Genomic DNA, 16,564 nt, shown 5'->3' with positions numbered 1-16,564 from the left:
CTCCCTGCGGAACGTCTTGACCCGGTGTTCCGGCGTGGCTACGGTAGCACCCTGAAAGCGCTTACTGAAAGCGCATTCACCTGCGGGGAGGCCCCAGTGGAACGCACGTCCGTCGGCATCATCCTCAACGGCGTCACCGGCCGGATGGGCTACCGGCAGCACCTCGTCCGGTCCCTGCTCGCCATCCGCGACCAAGGCGGCGTACCGGCCCGCGACGGCAGCCGCATCTGGCCCGAGCTGACCCTCGTCGGCCGCGACGAGAACCGGCTCGCGGAGATCGCCGAGCGGCACGGGCTGTCGGCGTACACGACCGACCTGGATGCGGCGCTCGCCGACGACGCCCACCAGATCTACTTCGACGCGCAGGTGACCACCGCGCGGGAGAAGGCGATCCGGGCGGCCATCGAGGCCGGCAAGCACGTCTACACCGAGAAGCCGCTCGCCGAGGGGTTCCTCGCCTCGCTGGAGCTGGCCCGGCTCGCCGCCGCCAAGGGCGTCCGCAACGGCGTCGTGCAGGACAAGTTGTTCCTGCCCGGCCTGCGCAAACTCAAGCGGCTCGTGGACGGCGGCTTCTTCGGCCGGATCCTGTCGGTGCGTGGCGAGTTCGGCTACTGGGTGTTCGAGGGCGACTGGCAGACCGCGCAGCGCCCGAGCTGGAACTACCGCACCGAGGACGGCGGTGGCATCACGCTGGACATGTTCCCGCACTGGCACTACGTGCTGGAGCAGATCATCGCCCCGGTCACCGCCGTCACCGCCGTCACCGCCACGCACATCCCGGAGCGCGTCGACGAGACCGGCGCCCGCTACCGGGCCACCGCCGACGACGCCGCGTACGGCATCTTCGAACTGGCCGGCGGCATCGTCGCGCAGGTCAACTCCTCCTGGGCGGTCCGCGTGCACCGGGACGAGCTGGTCGAGTTCCAGGTCGACGGCACGCACGGCAGTGCCGTCGCGGGCTTGCGCGACTGCCGCATCCAGCACCGGGGCGCCACCCCGATGCCGGTGTGGAACCCCGACCTTCCGGTCACCGAGCCGTTCCGCGCACAGTGGCAGACCGTGCCGGACAACGGCGAGCACGACAACGCGTTCAAGGTGCAGTGGGAGGCGTTCCTGCGGCACGTCGTCGACGACGAGCCGTTCCCGTGGGACTTCCTCGCCGGCGCCCGGGGCGTGCAACTGGCCGAGGCCGGGCTGCGCTCGGCCCGCGAAGGGCGACGGGTGACGATCGAGGAGATCCCCCGGTGAGCACGCGGATCACGCTGCCGGCTCCGGGTGGCGGCACCGAACGGCTGACGCTGCGGGAGCCGCCCGCCTGGCACCGGCCGTCCGGGCCGCCGGCCACCCGGATCGCGTACGCGGCCGCACACGTCGTCGCCGACCCGTATGCCGACAACTCCCCCGGCCGCCCGGCCCGGCTGGACTGGGACGCGACGCTCGCGGTGCGGCGCGACCTGTGGTCGTGGGGCCTCGGCGTGGCGGAGGCGATGGACACCGCGCAGCGCGGCATGGGGCTGGACTGGGCGGCCACCCGCGAGCTGATCCGGCGCAGCGCCGCCGAGGCCGCCGCCTGCGGCGGACGGATCGTCGCCGGGGCCGGCACCGACCAGCTCACCGGCGCGCCCGGCACGCTCGACGAGGTCGTCGCCGCGTACGCCGAGCAGGTCGCCGTGGTCCAGGCGTACGGCGCCACGCCGGTGCTGATGGCCAGCCGGCACCTCGCCGCGCTCGCCACCGGCCCCGAGGACTACCTGCGCGTCTACGAGCGGGTGCTGCGCGAGGCCGGCGCGCCGGTGGTGCTGCACTGGCTCGGCGACATGTTCGACCCGGCGCTGTCCGGCTACTGGGGCTCGACCGACCTGGACGAGGCCACCGCGACGTTCGCCGCGCTGGTGCACGACCACGCCGACCTCGTCGACGGGGTGAAGGTGTCCCTGCTGGACGCCAGCCGGGAGGTGCGGCTGCGGGAGCTGCTGCCACCGGCCGTGCGCGTCTACACCGGCGACGACTACCACTACCCGGAGCTGATCGAGGGCGACGGGAAGCGGTACAGCCACGCGCTGCTCGGCGCGTTCGCGGCCATCGCCCCGGCCGCGTCCGCCGCGCTGGGACGGCTCGACGCGGACGATCCGGCCGGGTTCCGGGCGATCCTCGACCCGACGGTGCCGCTGTCCCGGCACCTGTTCGCCCCGCCAACGCCGTACTACAAGACCGGCATCGCGTTCCTGTCCTGGCTCAACGGACGTCAGCCCGGCTTCACCATGGTCGGCGGCCTGCACGGCGGGCGCGGCGTCCCGCACCTGGTCGAGGCGTTCCGGCTGGCCGACGCCGCCGGGCTGCTGCGCGACCCGGACCTGGCGGCGCGGCGGATGCGCGCGTACCTGGACGTCGCGGGCGTGGCCGGTTGACCGCCGACCCGCGGCTGGCGCGGCTGTCGCTCAACCAGCGCACCACGCGGCGCTGGTCGGTGTCCGAGGCGGTCGACGGGTGCGTGCGCGCCGGCATCCCGGCGATCGGGCTGTGGCGCGAGCCGGTGGCCGAGATCGGCGTACCGGCCGCGGCGCGGCTCGTCGCGGACGCCGGGCTGCGGGTGTCGTCGCTGTGCCGGGGCGGGTTCCTCACCGCCGCCGACGACGCCGGACGGGCCGAGGCGCTGGCGGACAACCGGCGCGCGATCGACGAGGCCGCCGACCTGGACGCCGCCTGCCTGGTGCTGGTCGTCGGCGGTCTGCCGCCCGGCTCCCGCGACCTGGCCGGTGCCCGGCAGCGGGTCGCCGACGCGCTGGCCGAGCTGGCGCCCTACGCGGGCGAGCGCGGCGTACGCCTCGCCCTGGAGCCGCTGCACCCGATGTACTGCGCCGACCGGGCGGTGCTGTCCACGCTCGGGCAGGCGCTGGACCTGGCCGAGGCGTTCCCGGCCGGGCAGGTGGGCGTCGTGGTGGACACGTTCCACGTCTGGTGGGATCCGGACGTGTGGCGGCAGATCGCCCGTGCCGGGGTGCGGATCGCGAGCTTCCAGGTCTGCGACTTCCTCACCCCGCTGCCGGCCGACGTGCTGCTCGGCCGCGGCATGATGGGCGACGGGCACATCGACTTCCCGCCGCTGCGACGCGCGGTGGAGGCCGCCGGGTACACCGGTGACGTCGAGGTGGAGATCTTCAACGCCGAGGTGTGGGCCACCGACCCGGACCAGGTCGTCGCCACCATGATCGCGCGGTACACCGATCGTGTGCTCGCCGACTGACCCGGCGTGACGAGTCGGGCCTGTCGGAGGATCCAGGTGGCCGCCGACCGCCGCATCGGCGAGCGGTTCGCCGCGCTGGCGTTCGGACCGGAGGGACCGTTCGCCGCACCGGAACGACGCGGGTCCTCCGGGACACGTACCCGGCGGTGTGGCGGGTCGCCGGCTGGATCTGGACCTTCGCGTGCCGGCCCTCGCCGCGCGGCGAGGGCCGTCGGTGTCAGGTCAGCGGCACCCAGGCGAGGGTGGTCATGCCGGACAGGGCGGTCGCCTTGAGACCGGCGTCGGAGACCGTCCAGAGCACACCGTCGACCACCAGCGAGCGGCGGATCGGAGCCCACTCGCCGCCGTCGGCCAGGGCCCCCGGGTGGTCGACGGCGCCGGCGACCGTGAAGCCCTTGTCGCCGATTCGCAGTGCGAGCACACCCCCGGACGGCGGGCGCTTCGTGCCGTCGGCCCGGCCGGTGTCCACGCCCGGCTGCCGCACCGGGAGCACCACCAGGCGCTCCGGCGCCCAGTAGAGGAACGCGTGCGGGTCGTGCTCGGCCTCCGACCAGCCGGCCGGGACGTGGTGCTGGGCGACGCGCGCCGGACGGGCCGGGTCGGCCACGTCGAACAGCGACACCTGGGTGCCCGTTATCCGCCCCCGGTCGGTTGCGTCCTGGCCGACCCCGATCAGGCGGCCGTCACCGGCCGGGTGCAGGTACGCCGAGTACCCGTTGATCTTCAGCTCGCCGGTGACCCGGGGCGCGGCCGGGTCGCGCAGGTCCACGCCGTACAGCGGGTCGGTCTGCCGGAACGTCACCACGTAACCGGTGCCGCCGACGAACCGCACCGCGAAGATCCGCTCGCCCTTGCCCAGGCCGGTCACCGCGCCGACCCGCTTCAGCGTGGCGCCGTCGGCGCGCAGCACGTAGACGCCGGACTGCGATGACGTTCCGCGCCCCGAGGTGTCGCCGGTGGTGGCGGCGACCCGCAGGTGACCGTCCCACTCGGACAGCGCGTACTGGCCGATCAGCCAGCCGGGCACAGACCCGGCGGCGACGAAGCGCGGCGTGCCCGCCGCCGTGTCGAACTGGTAGATCTCGGTGCTGATGTCGCGCGCCGCGGACGGCCCGCCACGCCACATCCGCCAGCGTTGGTCGTTGACGACGTAGAGGCGTGCGCCGTTGCTGTAGACGGTGTCGCCGTCGGCGGCCACGGTGACCGGGTCACCGGAGCCCAGCGCGGACGCGCCCAGGTCGAAGCTGAGCACAGTCACCATCGACGCGCCGGAGAAGCCGGCCGGCCGGCTCACCCGGTCGCAGCCGACCCGCCCGGTGCCGACGGTCCGCACGCTGTCGCGGATCTCGTAGCCGGGCAGCCAGTCGTCGAGCGTGGCCTTGTCGATGACCGCGCGGTTGGCCGCGATCCGCTGCGCGTCGGTCCGGCGGCCGGCAAGGTGGGGGAAGTCGAGCCGGGGCGCGGACCGGATCACGACGCGGGCGGTCGCGCCGACCTGCCGCGCGTCGACCAGGAGACCGTCGATCCGGTACTCCCCGGCCACGCGGGGCGGCCCGGCGAGATCCACCAGGACCAGCCGCGCCTGCGCGTTCGCGCGCTGGACCGCCGGACCGCCCGGCACCGGCCCCCTGACGGCCTGTCCGGCCCTCAGCAGCACGAGCGCCCGGTCGCCGTGCAGCAGCAGGCTCGCCTCGCCACCGGAGAACCGCTCGGCGTCGGGGTCGAGCGCCAACCGGCCGGTCACGCGCCGGGACGCCGGATCGACCACCGACAGCACTCCCCGGCTGACCGTGACGATCCGCTGCCCGTCGGTCTTGACCAGGTCCGGTTCGTCCACGCCTGCTTCGTGCACGTTGGTGCCGGAGAAGTCCGGCGTGGACGCCGACGCCGCGTCCTTGGCGGCGCCGCCGATCGCCGTCGCCCGTTCCGCGCTGAACTGCCGGAGGTCGCCCGGGCCGAACCCCCACGGTCCGACCGCTGCCTTCGCGGCCGTGCGCAGCTGCCGCAGCGCCTCGTCGCAGCTGTCGAAGGCCACCAGCCGCAGCCCGCCGGCCGGCACGACCTGCCCGGTGGGCGACGGGTCGGCGGGCGGCGGTGACGCGGTGCAGCCGGCGAGGACCAATGTGGCGGCCATCGTCCATCGGTACGTCCGGGATGCGTGACGGGTCATGCCGGTAAGACGCGGCGGTGACGAGCGCGGTTCCCGGCCGCGCCGCTCAACCGCCGGTCGCGGCTCTCAACCGCCCGCCATCGCGCCGAGCACGATGAACGGCTCCTTCCCGGCGACCACCTCCTCCGGCAGCGGGTCGTCCGGGGACTCGTTGGAGAGGTCCAGCTCGCAGGCGTAGAAACGGACGAACGGCCGGCGCTTCCCGCTGTGCCGGTCGCGGATCGTGCCCAGCAGCATCGGGTATGCGGCCTCCAGCGCGTCGAGCACCTCCCGCTGCGTGGGCGGCCCGGCCACCTCGACGCGGACCTCGCCGGTGACGTGCGCCAGGTTCTTCAGGTGCGCCGGCAGCACCACCCGGATCACGGCAGCACCTGGACCTCGACCGAGAGCACGCCCGGCAGGTCCCGCACGATCGGCGCCCACGTGTCGCCGCCGTCGGCCGAGTGGTAGACCTGACCGCCGGTCGTGCCGAAGTAGACGCCGCACGGGTCGAGCGTGTCGACGGCCATCGCGTCGCGCAGCACGTTGACGTAGCAGTGCGACTGCGGCAGCCCCTCGGTCAGCGGCTCCCAGTGCTCGCCGCCGGTACGGCTGCGGTAGACGCGCAGCCTGCCCTCCGGCGGGTAGTGCAGCGAGTCGCTGGTGATCGGCACCACGTAGATCGTCTCCGGTTCGTGCGCGTGCACCGCGATCGGGAAGCCGAAGTCCGTCGGCAGGTCGCCGCTGACCTCCCGCCAGTTCGCGCCGGCGTCGTCGGTGCGCATGACGTCCCAGTGCTTCTGCATGAACAGCGTGTCCGGCCGGGACGGGTGCTGCGCGAGCCGGTGCACACAGTGCCCGACCTCCGAGTCCTCGTCCGGGATCTCGCCCGAACGCAGCCCCTTGTTGATCGGCAGCCAGCTCGCGCCGGCGTCGTCGCTGCGGAACGCGCCCGCCGCCGAGATGGCGACGTAGATCCGGTCCCGGTCGGCCGGGTCGAGCAGGATCGTGTGCAGGCACATCCCGCCCGCGCCGGGCTGCCAGGACGGGCCGGTCGGGTGCTGCCGCAGAGCGGTCAGCTCGGACCACTTCTGGCCGCCGTCGGTGGACAGGTAGAGGGCGGCGTCCTCGCCGCCCGCGTACACGGTGTCGGGGTCGTGGCGGGACGGCTCCAGGTGCCAGATCCGCTTGAACTCCCACGGGCGTGGGGTGCCGTCGTACCAGAGGTGCTGCCCCACCTCGCCGGTGTAGGCGAAGTCGTTGCCGACCGTCTCCCAGGTCCGGCCGCCGTCGTCCGAGCGCTGGATCAGCTGCCCGAACCAGCCGCCGGACTGGGACGCGTACAGCCGGTCCGGTTCGACGGGTGAACCGGTCAGGTGGTAGATCTCCCAGCCGCCGAAGTGCGGCCCGTCGACCGTCCAGTCGTCACGCTTGCCGTCCGAGGTCAGGATGAACGCGCCCTTGCGCGTGCCGACAAGTACTCGTACGCCGCTCATGTCTCGTCCTCTCGTCCGAGGGGTTCTCCCCGCACCGACCGTGCGGCTCGCCGAAACTCATCGCTGTCGTACTCCCCGGCTACGACATTTCCTTCCCGGACGCGTGCCGGCGGGGCCGCCACGCCGGTGCGGCCACAATGTCGGGGGCTACGGCTAGCCTGCGCGCATGACCGGTCCCGGAGACGTCCCGCCCGAGCACCTCGACCGCCTGCGGCCGGTCTGTCTCGGCCTGCCGGAGACCTACGAGGAATCGGCCTGGGTGGGCGTCCGGTGGCGCGTCCGCGGTCGCACGTTCGCGCACGTGCTCACCGTCGACCCGGGCCACCAGGCGGCGTACGCGCGGGCCGCGGCGACCGACGAGCCGGTGTGCGTGATGACGTTCCGCTCCCCGGGCGACGAGATCGCCGGGCTGCTCGCGGCCGGGCCGCACTTCTTCAAGCCGGACTGGGCCGCCGACGTGGTCGGCCTGCGGCTGGACGCGGACACGGACTGGACCGAGGTCGCCGAGCTGCTCACCGAGAGCTACTGCGTGCTGGCCCCGAGGAAGTTGGTCGCGCTCGTCGACCGGCCGCCGGGGCCGTGACGGCACGGGCAGGCCTTCCCCGGGGCGGGACACCGGCAGTACGGTGGTCGTGGTGTGCCGGGAAGCCTGGTCGGCGGTCGTTGCCCCGCCGAACCCTGGAGCCGCGCGATGCGAGCGCACCCCGCCGTACACACCCGTGACCTGACCAAACACTACGGCCGCCTGGTGGCCCTCGACCGCCTGAACCTGACCGTCGCCGCCGGTGAGGTGGTCGGCCTCCTCGGCCCGAACGGCGCCGGCAAGTCCACCACCATCCGGCTGCTGCTCGGCCTCGCCCGTCCGACCCGGGGCGCCGCCCGGATCTTCGGGGTGGACGCGGCGGACGTGCGGGCGGCGCACCGGCTGCTGGCGTACGTGCCGGCCGACGTGGCGCTCTGGCCGCAGCTCACCGGTGCGGAGATCCTCGACCTGCTCGCCGCGACCGGTCCCGGCGTGGACACCGGCTACCGGGACGAACTCGTCGAGCGGTTCGCCCTCGACCTGTCCCGCCCGGCCGGCACCTACTCGACCGGCAACCGGCAGAAGGTCGCGCTGGTCGCCGCGTTCGCCACCCGGGCGCCGCTGATGGTGCTCGACGAGCCGACGAGCGGTCTGGATCCGCTGATGGAGCTGCAGTTCCGCCGAGCGGTGGGCGAGGCGCGGGACCACGGGCAGAGCGTGCTGCTCTGCTCGCACCAGCTCGCCGAGGTGGAGGCGGTCTGTGACCGGGTGGCGATCCTGCGGGCCGGCCGGCTCGTCGACATCGCGCCGGTGCCGCAGCTGCGGCGACTGCACCGCAACGAGGTGACGGTACGGTTCACCGGCTCGGCACCGGATCTGGCCGGCGTGCCCGGCGTCGAAGCGGTCGAGGAGCGGGACGGGCTGCTGCGCTTCACCCTCGCCGGCCCGCCCGCCGCCGCGCTGCGCGCCCTGTCCGGGGCGGAGATCAGCACGCTGACCGTGCGCGAGCCCAGCCTGGAGGAGATCTTCCTCGACTACTACGGGGAGCAGGCGTGACGCGCCCGGCCGGCACAGCGGTCAGCCTGCTCGCCGTCCGCGGGATCTGGCGGCCGGCCCTCGTCGTGACCGGCGTGACAGTCGGCATGTCCGCACTGGTGGTGGGCACCTACGCCAGCACCGTGGGCGAGGGCATGGACGCCGCCGCTCTGGAGGCGCTGGCGCACAACCCCGCGATCCGCACCTTGTTCGGCGAGCCGGTCGCCCTGGACACCGCGGGCGGGTTCACCGTGTGGCGCACCGGCATGGTGCTGGCCGTGCTGGTCAGCGTGTGGAGCCTGCTGGCGACCGTCCGGTTGACCCGGGGCGAGGAGGAGGCCGGCCGGTGGGGGCTGCTGCTCGCCGGCCGGCTGACGCCCGCCGCGGTGCTGCGGCGTCACCTGGCGCCGTTGATGGCGACGTCGGCGGTGGCCGGAACGCTGCTCGCGGCCGCGCTGACGATTGCCGGCACGCCGTGGCAGGGTGCGCTGCTGCACGGGGCCGGTCTCGCCTCGGCCGGGGCGTTCGCGGTCGCGGTGGGCGCCGTCGTCGTGCAGGTCCAGCCGACCCGGGCGGCGGCGGCCGGTAGCGGCCTGGCCGTGCTCGGGGCCGGCCTCCTGGCGCGGATGGCCGGCGACTCCGGACCGGCGCTGGCGTGGCTGCGATGGCTTCCGCCGTACGGCCCGCTCGCGCTCACCCGTCCCTACCACGACGACCGGTGGCTGCCGCTGCTCGTGTCGCTGGCCGCCGTCGTCCTGCTGACCGGGGCGGCGCTGGCCCTGTGTGCCCGCCGCGACGTGGGAGCGGGACTGCTGCGCCCGCCGGCCGGCCGGGCGCCGCGACGCGGCCTGCTCGGCTCGGTGCCGGCCTTCGCGGTACGACGCACCCTGCGCCCGCTCGCCGGCTGGTCCGTCGGCGTCGCCGCCTACTTCCTGCTGATCGGCGTGCTCGCCACGTCGCTGACCGGCTTCCTGGAGGAGAACCCCGCCTTCGCCGATCTCGCCGCGCGGGCGGGCTTCGGCGGGCTCGACCGGGTCCGGGGGTACGTGGCCACGCTGTTCGCGCTGCTGGCGGTACCGATCGGCGCGTTCGCCACCGCGCGGTTGAACGCCTTCGTCGCCGCGGAGGCCGCCGGCCGGCTCACGCTGCTGCGGGCCGGTCCGGTCAGCCGGGCCCGGCTGCTCGCCGCCGAGGTGGCCGGCGCGTCCGCCGGGACGGTGGTGCTGGCGCTCGCCGCCGGTCTCGCGACGTGGCTGGGAACGGCCCTGGTCGGCGCCGGCCTGCCGCTCACCGCCGCCCTCGCGGGCACGCTCAACGTGCTGCCGCTCGCCTTGCTGGGTGCCGGGGCGGCCACCCTCGCCGTCGGCGCGGCGCCCCGGCTGGTCGCCGCGCTGGGGATGCTGCCCACGGCGGGTGGTTTTTTGCTGACCGTGGTGACCGAGAGCGTGCGCGCGCCCGCCTGGATCGGCACGCTGTCGCCGTACGCGCATCTCGCCGCCGTGCCCGACGCGGCGCCGAACTGGACGGCTCAGGGCGTGCTGCTCGCGGCGGCGTTCGCCCTGGCCGCCCTGGGCGGCTGGGCCTACGGTCGCCGGGATCTGGCGGGCTGAGTCAGCCGAGCTTCTTGCGCAGCGTCTCGAACGCCAGGTCCGGTCGCAGCGGCACGCCGAACCGCTCGTCGCCGTACGGGAACGGGCTCAGCTCGCCGGTGCGCACGTAGCCGCGCCGCTCGTACCAGGCGATCAGGTCGTCGCGCTGGACGATCACGGTCATCCGCATCTCACCGGCGTGCCACTGCTCGGCCGCGTAACGCTCGGCGTCGGCCAGCAGGTCCCGGCCCACGCCGCCGCACTGCCGGCCGGGGGCGACCGCGAACATGCCGAAGTAGACGTGGTCGTCGCGGCGTTCCAGCTGGCAGCAGGCCACCAGGTCGCCGTCCTGCTCGGCGACCAGCACCACGCCGTCCGGGCCGGTGACCGCACCGGTCACCATCTCCGGATCGGTGCGCTGCCCGGCCAGCAGGTCCGCCTCGTGGGTCCAGCCCTGCCGGCTGCGCTCACCCCGGTATGCCGACTCGATCAGGTCGACGAGGGCGGCCACGTCCTCGGGGCGGGCGACCCGGACGGTACGGGGTGCGGGGCTGGTCATGGCGGTTCTCCACGGTCGGCGACGTACCTGGTCAGCGTACGCACGCGGGTGTCCCGGACGGCGGCCGGGACCACCGGGGGCGGACGGTTCGTGATTCACTGCCCGGCATGGGGACGACGGTCGGCGCGGCGGGCCTGCCCGCGGTGCTCGACCTGCCGTCCGGGCCGGTACGCGGGGGCCTGGTGGTGCTGCACGGCTCGCACGCCGGGCAGCGGTCCTACTACCTCTACGCGCACCTGGCCCGGCTGTTGCCTCCGGCCGGGATCGCGGTGCTGCGTTACGACCGCCGCCCGCGGATCGACGGGCACGATGTGCCGCTGGCCGACCAGGCCGAGGACGCGGTGGCGGCCGTGGCGGAGCTGCGCCGTCACGTCGGGTCGGTCCCGGTCGGGTTGTGGGGTTTCAGCCAGGGCGCGTGGGCGGCGGCGCTGACCGCCGGCCGGCACCCGGTCGACTTCCTGGTGCTGGTCGGGTGCAGCGCGGTGAGCCCGGCGGCCCAGATGCGTCACGGCACCGCCGAGCAGCTCCGCCGCAACGGCTACGGCCCGGCCGACCTCGCCGAGCTGGCCGAGCTGCGCCGCGTCGCCGAGGGCTACCAGCGCGGCGAGGTGCCGCGCCCGGTGGCGCAGGCGGCGATCGACGCGGCGGCGCGGCGCCGGTGGTTCCCGCTGGCGTTCCTGCCGGACGAGCTGCCCGCCACGCCCGGCACCTGGACCGACATGGACTACGACCCGGCGCCGGTGCTGGCGCGGCTGACCTGCCCGGTGCTGCTCTGTCACGGCGAGACCGACGCGTGGATCCCGATCGAGGACAGCCTGGCGGTGTGGCGGCGGGCGGCGCGCGACGCCGAGGTGACGGTGACCCGGCTGGCCGGCTGCGACCACGCGCCCACGCTCGGCGAGGGCGAGGACCTGGACAGCGTCAGCCCCCAGTACGAGCGGGTGCTGCTGGACTGGCTCGACCGGCGGCTGCCTGACGGCTGACCCGGCCGTCAGTCCCGGTACCGCAGCCCGGCGAGCAGCAGACCGACCAGCCGGCGCGCGTCGTAGCGGGGATCGCTGTCCGCGCCGATGCAGAGGTTGCCGACGCCGCGCAGCAGCTGGTACGCGTCGACGTCCCGGCGGATCTCGCCGGCTTCCGCAGCGGCCGCGAGCAGATCGGCGCAGACGGGCACCAGCCGGTCGACGAAGTAGCCGTGCAGCGCGTCGAACTGCCCGCTGTCGGCTCGCAGCGCGGCGGCGAGCCCGTGCTTGGTGACCAGGAGGTCGACGAACTGGGCGATCCACCGGGTCAGCGCCGCGTACGGGGTGGGCCCCTCGGCCAGGCAGGCCGGGCCGGCTTCGGCGCACGCCTCGACCTGGTGCCGGTAGACCGCGACGACGAGGTCGGCGCGGGTCGGGAAGTGCCGGTAGACGGTGCCCACGCCGACGCCGGCCGCGGCGGCGATGTCGCGGACCGGGGCCTCGACGCCGGAGGCGACGAAGACCGCGGCGGCGGCGTCGAGCAGCGAGCGCTGGTTGCGCCGCGCGTCGGCCCGGCGGCGGCCCGGCTCGGTGGTGTCGGTCACGTTCGGCGTTCCCTCCTGGCAGGCGCTTGTTAAGCGGAACAACGTTCCGTATGGTTACCGGAGCAATGTTCCGCATGGCCATGATGCCAGGCGGGACGAAAGATCACCGAGTCAGGCCGCGCCCGTCGCGGCCACCGGAGGGAAACCCATGCAGTACCGCACCCTGGGCCGCACCGGCGTACAGGTCAGCGCGCTCGCGCTGGGCGCCATGAACCTCGGCCCGATCGGCGGCACCACCCAGGAGGAGGCCACCGCGCTCGTCGGCACCGCCCTGGACGCCGGGATCAACCTGATCGACACCGCCGACGTCTACGGCAACGGGCTCTCCGAGGAGATGGTCGGCCGGGCGATCGCCGGCCGCCGCGACGAGGTGGTGCTGGCCACGAAGGCCGCCCTGCCCATGGGCGAGGACCGCAACCGCCGCGGCGGCTCCCGGCGCTGGCTGGTCACGGCGCTGGAGGACAGCCTGCACCGGCTCGGCGTCGACCACGTGGACCTCTACCAGATCCACCGCTGGGATCCGGCCACCAGCGACGAGGAGACCCTGTCGGCGCTCACCGACCTGCGGCAGGCCGGCAAGATCCGCTACTTCGGCACCTCCACCTACCCGGCCCACCGCCTGGTCGAGGCGCAGTGGGCGGCCCGCGAGCACCACCTCGGCCGGTACGTCACCGAGCAGCCCAGCTACTCGATCCTGCAACGCGGCGTCGAGGCGCACGTCCTGCCGGTCACGCAGCGATACGGGCTCGGCGTCCTGGTCTGGAGCCCGCTCGCGTCGGGCTGGCTCTCCGGGGCGATCCGGGCCGGCCGCGAGATCACCACCCACCGGTCCACGTTCATGCCGCAGCGCTTCGACCCGGCGCTCCCGGCCAACCGGGCCCGCCTCGACGCGGTGGAACGGCTGGCCGGTGTCGCCGACGACGCCGGTCTCACCCTGATCCAGCTCGCGCTTGGCTTCGTCACCGCGCACCCCGCCGTGACCAGCGCCATCATCGGGCCGCGTACGCCGGAACACCTGCACAGCCAGCTCGCCGCCGCCGGCACCGTGCTCAGCGCCGACGTCCTGGACGCGATCGACGCGATCGTCGCCCCCGGCGTCGACCTGGCTCCGCAGGAGAAGAACGACACCCCGCCCGCCCTGCTCGACCCGGCGCTGCGCCGCCGCTGACCGCTACCCTGCCGCGCATGGACGCCGACCTGCCCACCTTCGAGTTCGCCTTCCCCGGCCCGCTGCGCGACCAGCTCGTCGCCGCTGTGCTCGACGGGAGCAAGACCACCACCACTGGGCTGCTCCAGGACTACGAGATCGACGGTGAGCCGCTACCCGCAGTCGGCACCCGCTCGGCGGTGATCGACTCCGATGGCCGGCCGGTGGCGGTGATCGAGCTGGTCGAGGTCCGCGTCGTCCGCCTCGGCGACGTCGACCTCGACCACGCCCGGGACGAGGGCGAGGGGTTCGAGACGGTCGCCGCCTGGCGCGCCGGCCACGAACGCTTCTGGCACGGCGACGACTACCGCGGCTGGCTCGGCGACAGCGCGTTCACAGTGGACGACGACACCCCGGCCGTGCTGGAACGCTTCCGGCTGGTCGAGACGCTCTGACGGCGGCCGGACCGGTCACTCCGCGGCGAGCCAGGCGCGCAGTTCGGCGCCGTGCTCGTCCAGGTCCGGGGGCGGCAGGTCGTAGCGGGGCGGCGCCCCGGACAGGCCGATCGGGTTCCGGATCCCCGGCACCCCGCCGGTCGTCACCACCGGGTCCAGGCCCAGCCCCTGGGCCAGCGACACGCCCTCGGCCACCGAGTTGATCGGGCTGCACGGCACACCGGCGGCGCGCAGGTCGGCGAACCAGTCCGCGCTGCCGCGCCGGGACAGCGCCGCCACCAGCAGCGGACGCAGCTCGTCGCGGTGCGCGGTGCGATCGGCGTTGCGGCGGAACCGGACGTCGTCGGCCAGCTCCGGCACGCCGAGCACCCGGCAGAGGGTACGGAACTGCCCGTCGTTGCCGGCGATCACCACCAGTTCGCCGTCGGCGGTGGGCAGCGGCTCGTACGGCACGATGCTCGGGTGCGCGTTGCCCATCCGGTGCGGCGCCGCTGCCCCCGCGACGTAGGCGCTGGTGTGGTTGACCAGCCCGGACAACGCCGAGGAGAGCAGGTCCACAGTGACGTGCTGCCCGCGCCCGGTGGACTCCCGGTGCCGCAGCGCGGCCAGGATCCCGACCGCCGCGTGCAGCCCGGCGATCACGTCGAACACGGCCACCCCGGCCTTGTAGGGCGGGCCGTCCGCGTCCCCGGTGAGGCTCATCAGCCCGGCGGCGGCCTGCACCATGAGGTCGTACCCGGGCAGGTCGGCGCCCCCGGCGTCGCCGAAGCCGCTGATCGAGGCGTACACCAGGCGGGCGTTGCGGGCGGTGGCCGAGTCGTGGTCGAGGCCGAAACGGCGCAGCGCGCCCGGCCGGAAGTTCTGGATCAGCACGTCGGCCCGGTCGGCGAGCCGGTGCGCCAGCGTCAGGTCACCGGAATCGGTCAGGTCGAGCACCAGTGACCGCTTGTTGCGGTTGACCGCCAGGTAGTAGGTGGAGACGTCGTCGCGGACCGGGGGCCGCCAGCCGCGGGTGTCGTCGCCGCCGGGCGCCTCCACCTTGACCACGTTCGCGCCGAGGTCGGCCAGGAGCATCGTCGCGTACGGCCCGGCGAGGATCCGGGAGAAGTCGGCGACGAGCACTCCGTACAACGGACCCGGCATGCCACCCTCCCTCGCCGCCGACCACGATGACACATACCCGACGGCACGCCCGGCAGGGGTGGCCGGCCCGGCTACGGTCGCGGTACATCGGGCGGACATACCGGAAGGGGTGCCGTGACGCTGCTGAGCGGGCTCGCCGAGGCCACCGACGAGCGCCCGGGCGCGGTCCGGGTGGGTGAGCGGTCGCTGTCCTGGGTGGAACTGCGCCGGGCGGCCGCCGCCGTCGCCGACGACCTGCGCGGGTCGGCCCGGGTGGCGGTGCCCGCGACGGCGAGCCTGGAGACGGTGGTCGGCGTGGTCGGCGGGCTGCTCGCCGGAGCGGCGGTGGTGCCGGTGCCGCCCGACGCCGGCCCGATGGAACGCGACCACATCCTGCGCGACTCCGGCGCGCAGCTGCTGCTCGCACCGCCGGGCACGCCGGACGTCGACGCCGGCGCCGACGCGCCGCCGCTCGTGCCGCTGAACCTGGCCCGGCGCTCGGACACCCGGCACCCCGAGCCCGACCCGGCGGCCACCGCGCTGATCCTCTACACCTCCGGCACCACCGGCGCGCCGAAGGGCGCGGTCCTGTCCCGCCGCGCGATCGCCGCCTGCCTGGACGGGCTCGCCGACGCCTGGGCCTGGACCCCGGACGACGTGCTGGCGCACGGCCTGCCGCTGTTCCACGTGCACGGACTGGTGCTCGGCGTGCTCGGCCCACTGCGTGTCGGCAGCCGGGTGCGCCACGTCGGCCGGCCCCACCCCGAGCGGTACGCGGCGGCGGGCGCCACGATGTACTTCGGCGTACCCACGATCTGGTCGCGGATCGCGGCGCAACCGGCGGCGGCGCGGGCGCTGCGCGGCGCCCGGCTGCTCGTGTCCGGCAGCGCGGCGCTGCCCGAGCCGGTCTTCGCGGCGCTGGCCGGGCTGACCGGGCACCGGCCGCTGGAGCGGTACGGGATGACCGAGACCCTCGTGCCGGTGAGCGCCCGCGCGGACGGCCCCCGGCGGCCCGGCACGGTGGGCGTGCCGCTGCCCGGCGTGCACACGCGCGTGGTGGACGAGCACGGCGACCCGCTGCCCGCCGACGCGATGGGCGAGCTTCAGGTACGCGGCGGCACGCTGTTCGACGGCTACCTGAACCGGCCGGACGCCGACGCGGCCACCCGCACGGCGGACGGCTGGTTCCGCACCGGCGACGTCGCGACAGTCGGCCCGGACGGCGCCCACCGGATCGTCGGCCGGGCCGCCACCGACCTGATCAAAAGCGGCGGGTACCGGATCGGGGCCGGCGAGGTGGAGGACGCGCTGCTGGCCCACCCGGGAGTGCGGGAGGCGGCGGTGGTCGGCACGCCCCACCCCGACCTGGGGCAGCAGGTGACCGCGTACGTGGTCGGCGACGGCGTGGCCGAGGCGGAACTGATCGACTTCGTGGCGCGGCACCTGTCCGCGCACAAACGCCCCCGGCAGGTGCGGCTGGTCGGCGCGCTGCCCCGCAACGCGATGGGCAAGGTGCAGAAGTCCCGCCTGACCGAGGTGTGACCGGGCCGCTCATCGGGCCGCGGCCGCGCGGCGGACCTGGCGGCGGGCCTCGTCCGCGGGCACACCCGTGGCACGCAGCAGGTCGTTGGCGACGGTCCGCAACTGCCACACCACGATGGTGCTCAGGTCCAGTCCG

16 protein-coding genes are annotated in these 16,564 nt (G+C 74.8%); 10 read left to right on the top strand and 6 right to left on the bottom strand.

Annotated elements, in window-relative coordinates; all coding sequences use genetic code 11:
• Positions 1 to 96: 96 nt before the first annotated feature.
• Genes KSK32_RS26815 through KSK32_RS26805 form a run of 3 tightly spaced genes read left to right on the top strand, consistent with a single transcriptional unit; the run spans position 97 to position 3,244 of the window.
• A complete protein-coding gene (locus tag KSK32_RS26815; RefSeq protein ID WP_216933705.1) occupies positions 97 to 1,248 on the top strand; it encodes a Gfo/Idh/MocA family protein in 1,152 nt (383 codons plus the stop codon).
• Positions 1,245 to 2,408 carry a dihydrodipicolinate synthase family protein gene (locus KSK32_RS26810; protein ID WP_216933704.1) on the top strand — a complete coding sequence of 388 codons (1,164 nt, stop codon included), beginning with the start codon at positions 1,245 to 1,247 and terminating at the stop codon, positions 2,406 to 2,408. Before KSK32_RS26815 ends, KSK32_RS26810 begins: the two co-directional genes overlap by 4 nt.
• Positions 2,405 to 3,244 carry a sugar phosphate isomerase/epimerase gene (locus tag KSK32_RS26805; RefSeq protein ID WP_216933703.1) on the top strand — a complete coding sequence of 280 codons (840 nt, stop codon included), beginning with the start codon at positions 2,405 to 2,407 and terminating at the stop codon, positions 3,242 to 3,244. Before KSK32_RS26810 ends, KSK32_RS26805 begins: the two co-directional genes overlap by 4 nt.
• Positions 3,245 to 3,461: 217 nt before the next feature.
• Here KSK32_RS26805 and KSK32_RS26800 read toward each other — a convergent pair whose 3' ends face one another.
• The 3 genes from KSK32_RS26800 to KSK32_RS26790 all read right to left on the bottom strand — a co-directional run bounded on the left by KSK32_RS26800 (position 3,462) and on the right by KSK32_RS26790 (position 6,889).
• Positions 3,462 to 5,378 carry a beta-propeller domain-containing protein gene (locus tag KSK32_RS26800; RefSeq protein WP_216933702.1) on the bottom strand — a complete coding sequence of 639 codons (1,917 nt, stop codon included), beginning with the start codon at positions 5,376 to 5,378 and terminating at the stop codon, positions 3,462 to 3,464.
• A gap of 102 nt (positions 5,379 to 5,480) precedes the next feature.
• Positions 5,481 to 5,777: a MoaD/ThiS family protein gene (locus tag KSK32_RS26795; protein WP_018784437.1), complete on the bottom strand. Its 297-nt coding sequence runs from the start codon at positions 5,775 to 5,777 to the stop codon at positions 5,481 to 5,483.
• Entirely contained in the window at positions 5,774 to 6,889 is a 1,116-nt protein-coding gene (locus tag KSK32_RS26790) for a sialidase family protein (RefSeq protein ID WP_216933701.1), read from the bottom strand. The genes KSK32_RS26795 and KSK32_RS26790 overlap by 4 nt, the downstream gene beginning before the upstream one ends.
• A gap of 166 nt (positions 6,890 to 7,055) precedes the next feature.
• On the opposite strand from KSK32_RS26790, the gene KSK32_RS26785 reads away from it, so the two are divergent.
• From KSK32_RS26785 to KSK32_RS26775, 3 genes are all read left to right on the top strand, one after another.
• Positions 7,056 to 7,472: an MmcQ/YjbR family DNA-binding protein gene (locus KSK32_RS26785; RefSeq protein ID WP_216933700.1), complete on the top strand. Its 417-nt coding sequence runs from the start codon at positions 7,056 to 7,058 to the stop codon at positions 7,470 to 7,472.
• Between the two features lie 108 nt (positions 7,473 to 7,580).
• Positions 7,581 to 8,468, top strand: a complete 888-nt coding sequence (locus KSK32_RS26780; protein WP_254187201.1) for an ABC transporter ATP-binding protein — start codon at positions 7,581 to 7,583, stop codon at positions 8,466 to 8,468.
• Positions 8,465 to 10,057 carry an ABC transporter permease gene (locus KSK32_RS26775; protein WP_216933699.1) on the top strand — a complete coding sequence of 531 codons (1,593 nt, stop codon included), beginning with the start codon at positions 8,465 to 8,467 and terminating at the stop codon, positions 10,055 to 10,057. The genes KSK32_RS26780 and KSK32_RS26775 overlap by 4 nt, the downstream gene beginning before the upstream one ends.
• A gap of 1 nt (position 10,058) precedes the next feature.
• On the opposite strand, the gene KSK32_RS26770 is transcribed toward KSK32_RS26775, so the two are convergent.
• Positions 10,059 to 10,595 (bottom strand): GNAT family N-acetyltransferase, encoded by a 537-nt coding sequence (locus KSK32_RS26770; RefSeq protein WP_216933698.1) that lies wholly within the window; start codon positions 10,593 to 10,595, stop codon positions 10,059 to 10,061.
• 107 nt (positions 10,596 to 10,702) lie between these two features.
• On the opposite strand from KSK32_RS26770, the gene KSK32_RS26765 reads away from it, so the two are divergent.
• A complete protein-coding gene (locus tag KSK32_RS26765) occupies positions 10,703 to 11,578 on the top strand; it encodes a S9 family peptidase (protein ID WP_216933697.1) in 876 nt (291 codons plus the stop codon).
• A gap of 8 nt (positions 11,579 to 11,586) precedes the next feature.
• On the opposite strand, the gene KSK32_RS26760 is transcribed toward KSK32_RS26765, so the two are convergent.
• Positions 11,587 to 12,162, bottom strand: coding sequence for a TetR/AcrR family transcriptional regulator (locus tag KSK32_RS26760; RefSeq protein ID WP_216933696.1), 576 nt, complete (start codon positions 12,160 to 12,162; stop codon positions 11,587 to 11,589).
• A gap of 148 nt (positions 12,163 to 12,310) precedes the next feature.
• Here KSK32_RS26760 and KSK32_RS26755 point away from each other — a divergent pair, with 148 nt between their 5' ends.
• Positions 12,311 to 13,330 (top strand): aldo/keto reductase, encoded by a 1,020-nt coding sequence (locus KSK32_RS26755; protein ID WP_216933695.1) that lies wholly within the window; start codon positions 12,311 to 12,313, stop codon positions 13,328 to 13,330.
• Positions 13,331 to 13,347: 17 nt separating this feature from the next.
• Positions 13,348 to 13,764 (top strand): ASCH domain-containing protein, encoded by a 417-nt coding sequence (locus tag KSK32_RS26750; RefSeq protein ID WP_216933694.1) that lies wholly within the window; start codon positions 13,348 to 13,350, stop codon positions 13,762 to 13,764.
• A 15-nt stretch (positions 13,765 to 13,779) separates the two neighbouring features.
• Here KSK32_RS26750 and KSK32_RS26745 read toward each other — a convergent pair whose 3' ends face one another.
• A complete protein-coding gene (locus KSK32_RS26745; RefSeq protein ID WP_216933693.1) occupies positions 13,780 to 14,907 on the bottom strand; it encodes a CaiB/BaiF CoA-transferase family protein in 1,128 nt (375 codons plus the stop codon).
• 114 nt (positions 14,908 to 15,021) lie between these two features.
• Between KSK32_RS26745 and KSK32_RS26740 the strand changes: the two genes are divergently transcribed.
• Positions 15,022 to 16,428 carry an acyl-CoA synthetase gene (locus KSK32_RS26740; protein ID WP_216933692.1) on the top strand — a complete coding sequence of 469 codons (1,407 nt, stop codon included), beginning with the start codon at positions 15,022 to 15,024 and terminating at the stop codon, positions 16,426 to 16,428.
• The last annotated feature ends 136 nt before the right edge of the window (positions 16,429 to 16,564 follow it).

The sequence above is a fragment of the Micromonospora sp. WMMB482 genome, assembly GCF_019038635.1.
Lineage (GTDB): Bacteria > Actinomycetota > Actinomycetes > Mycobacteriales > Micromonosporaceae > Micromonospora > Micromonospora marina.
This window is presented reverse-complemented; position numbering and strand designations above follow the sequence as displayed.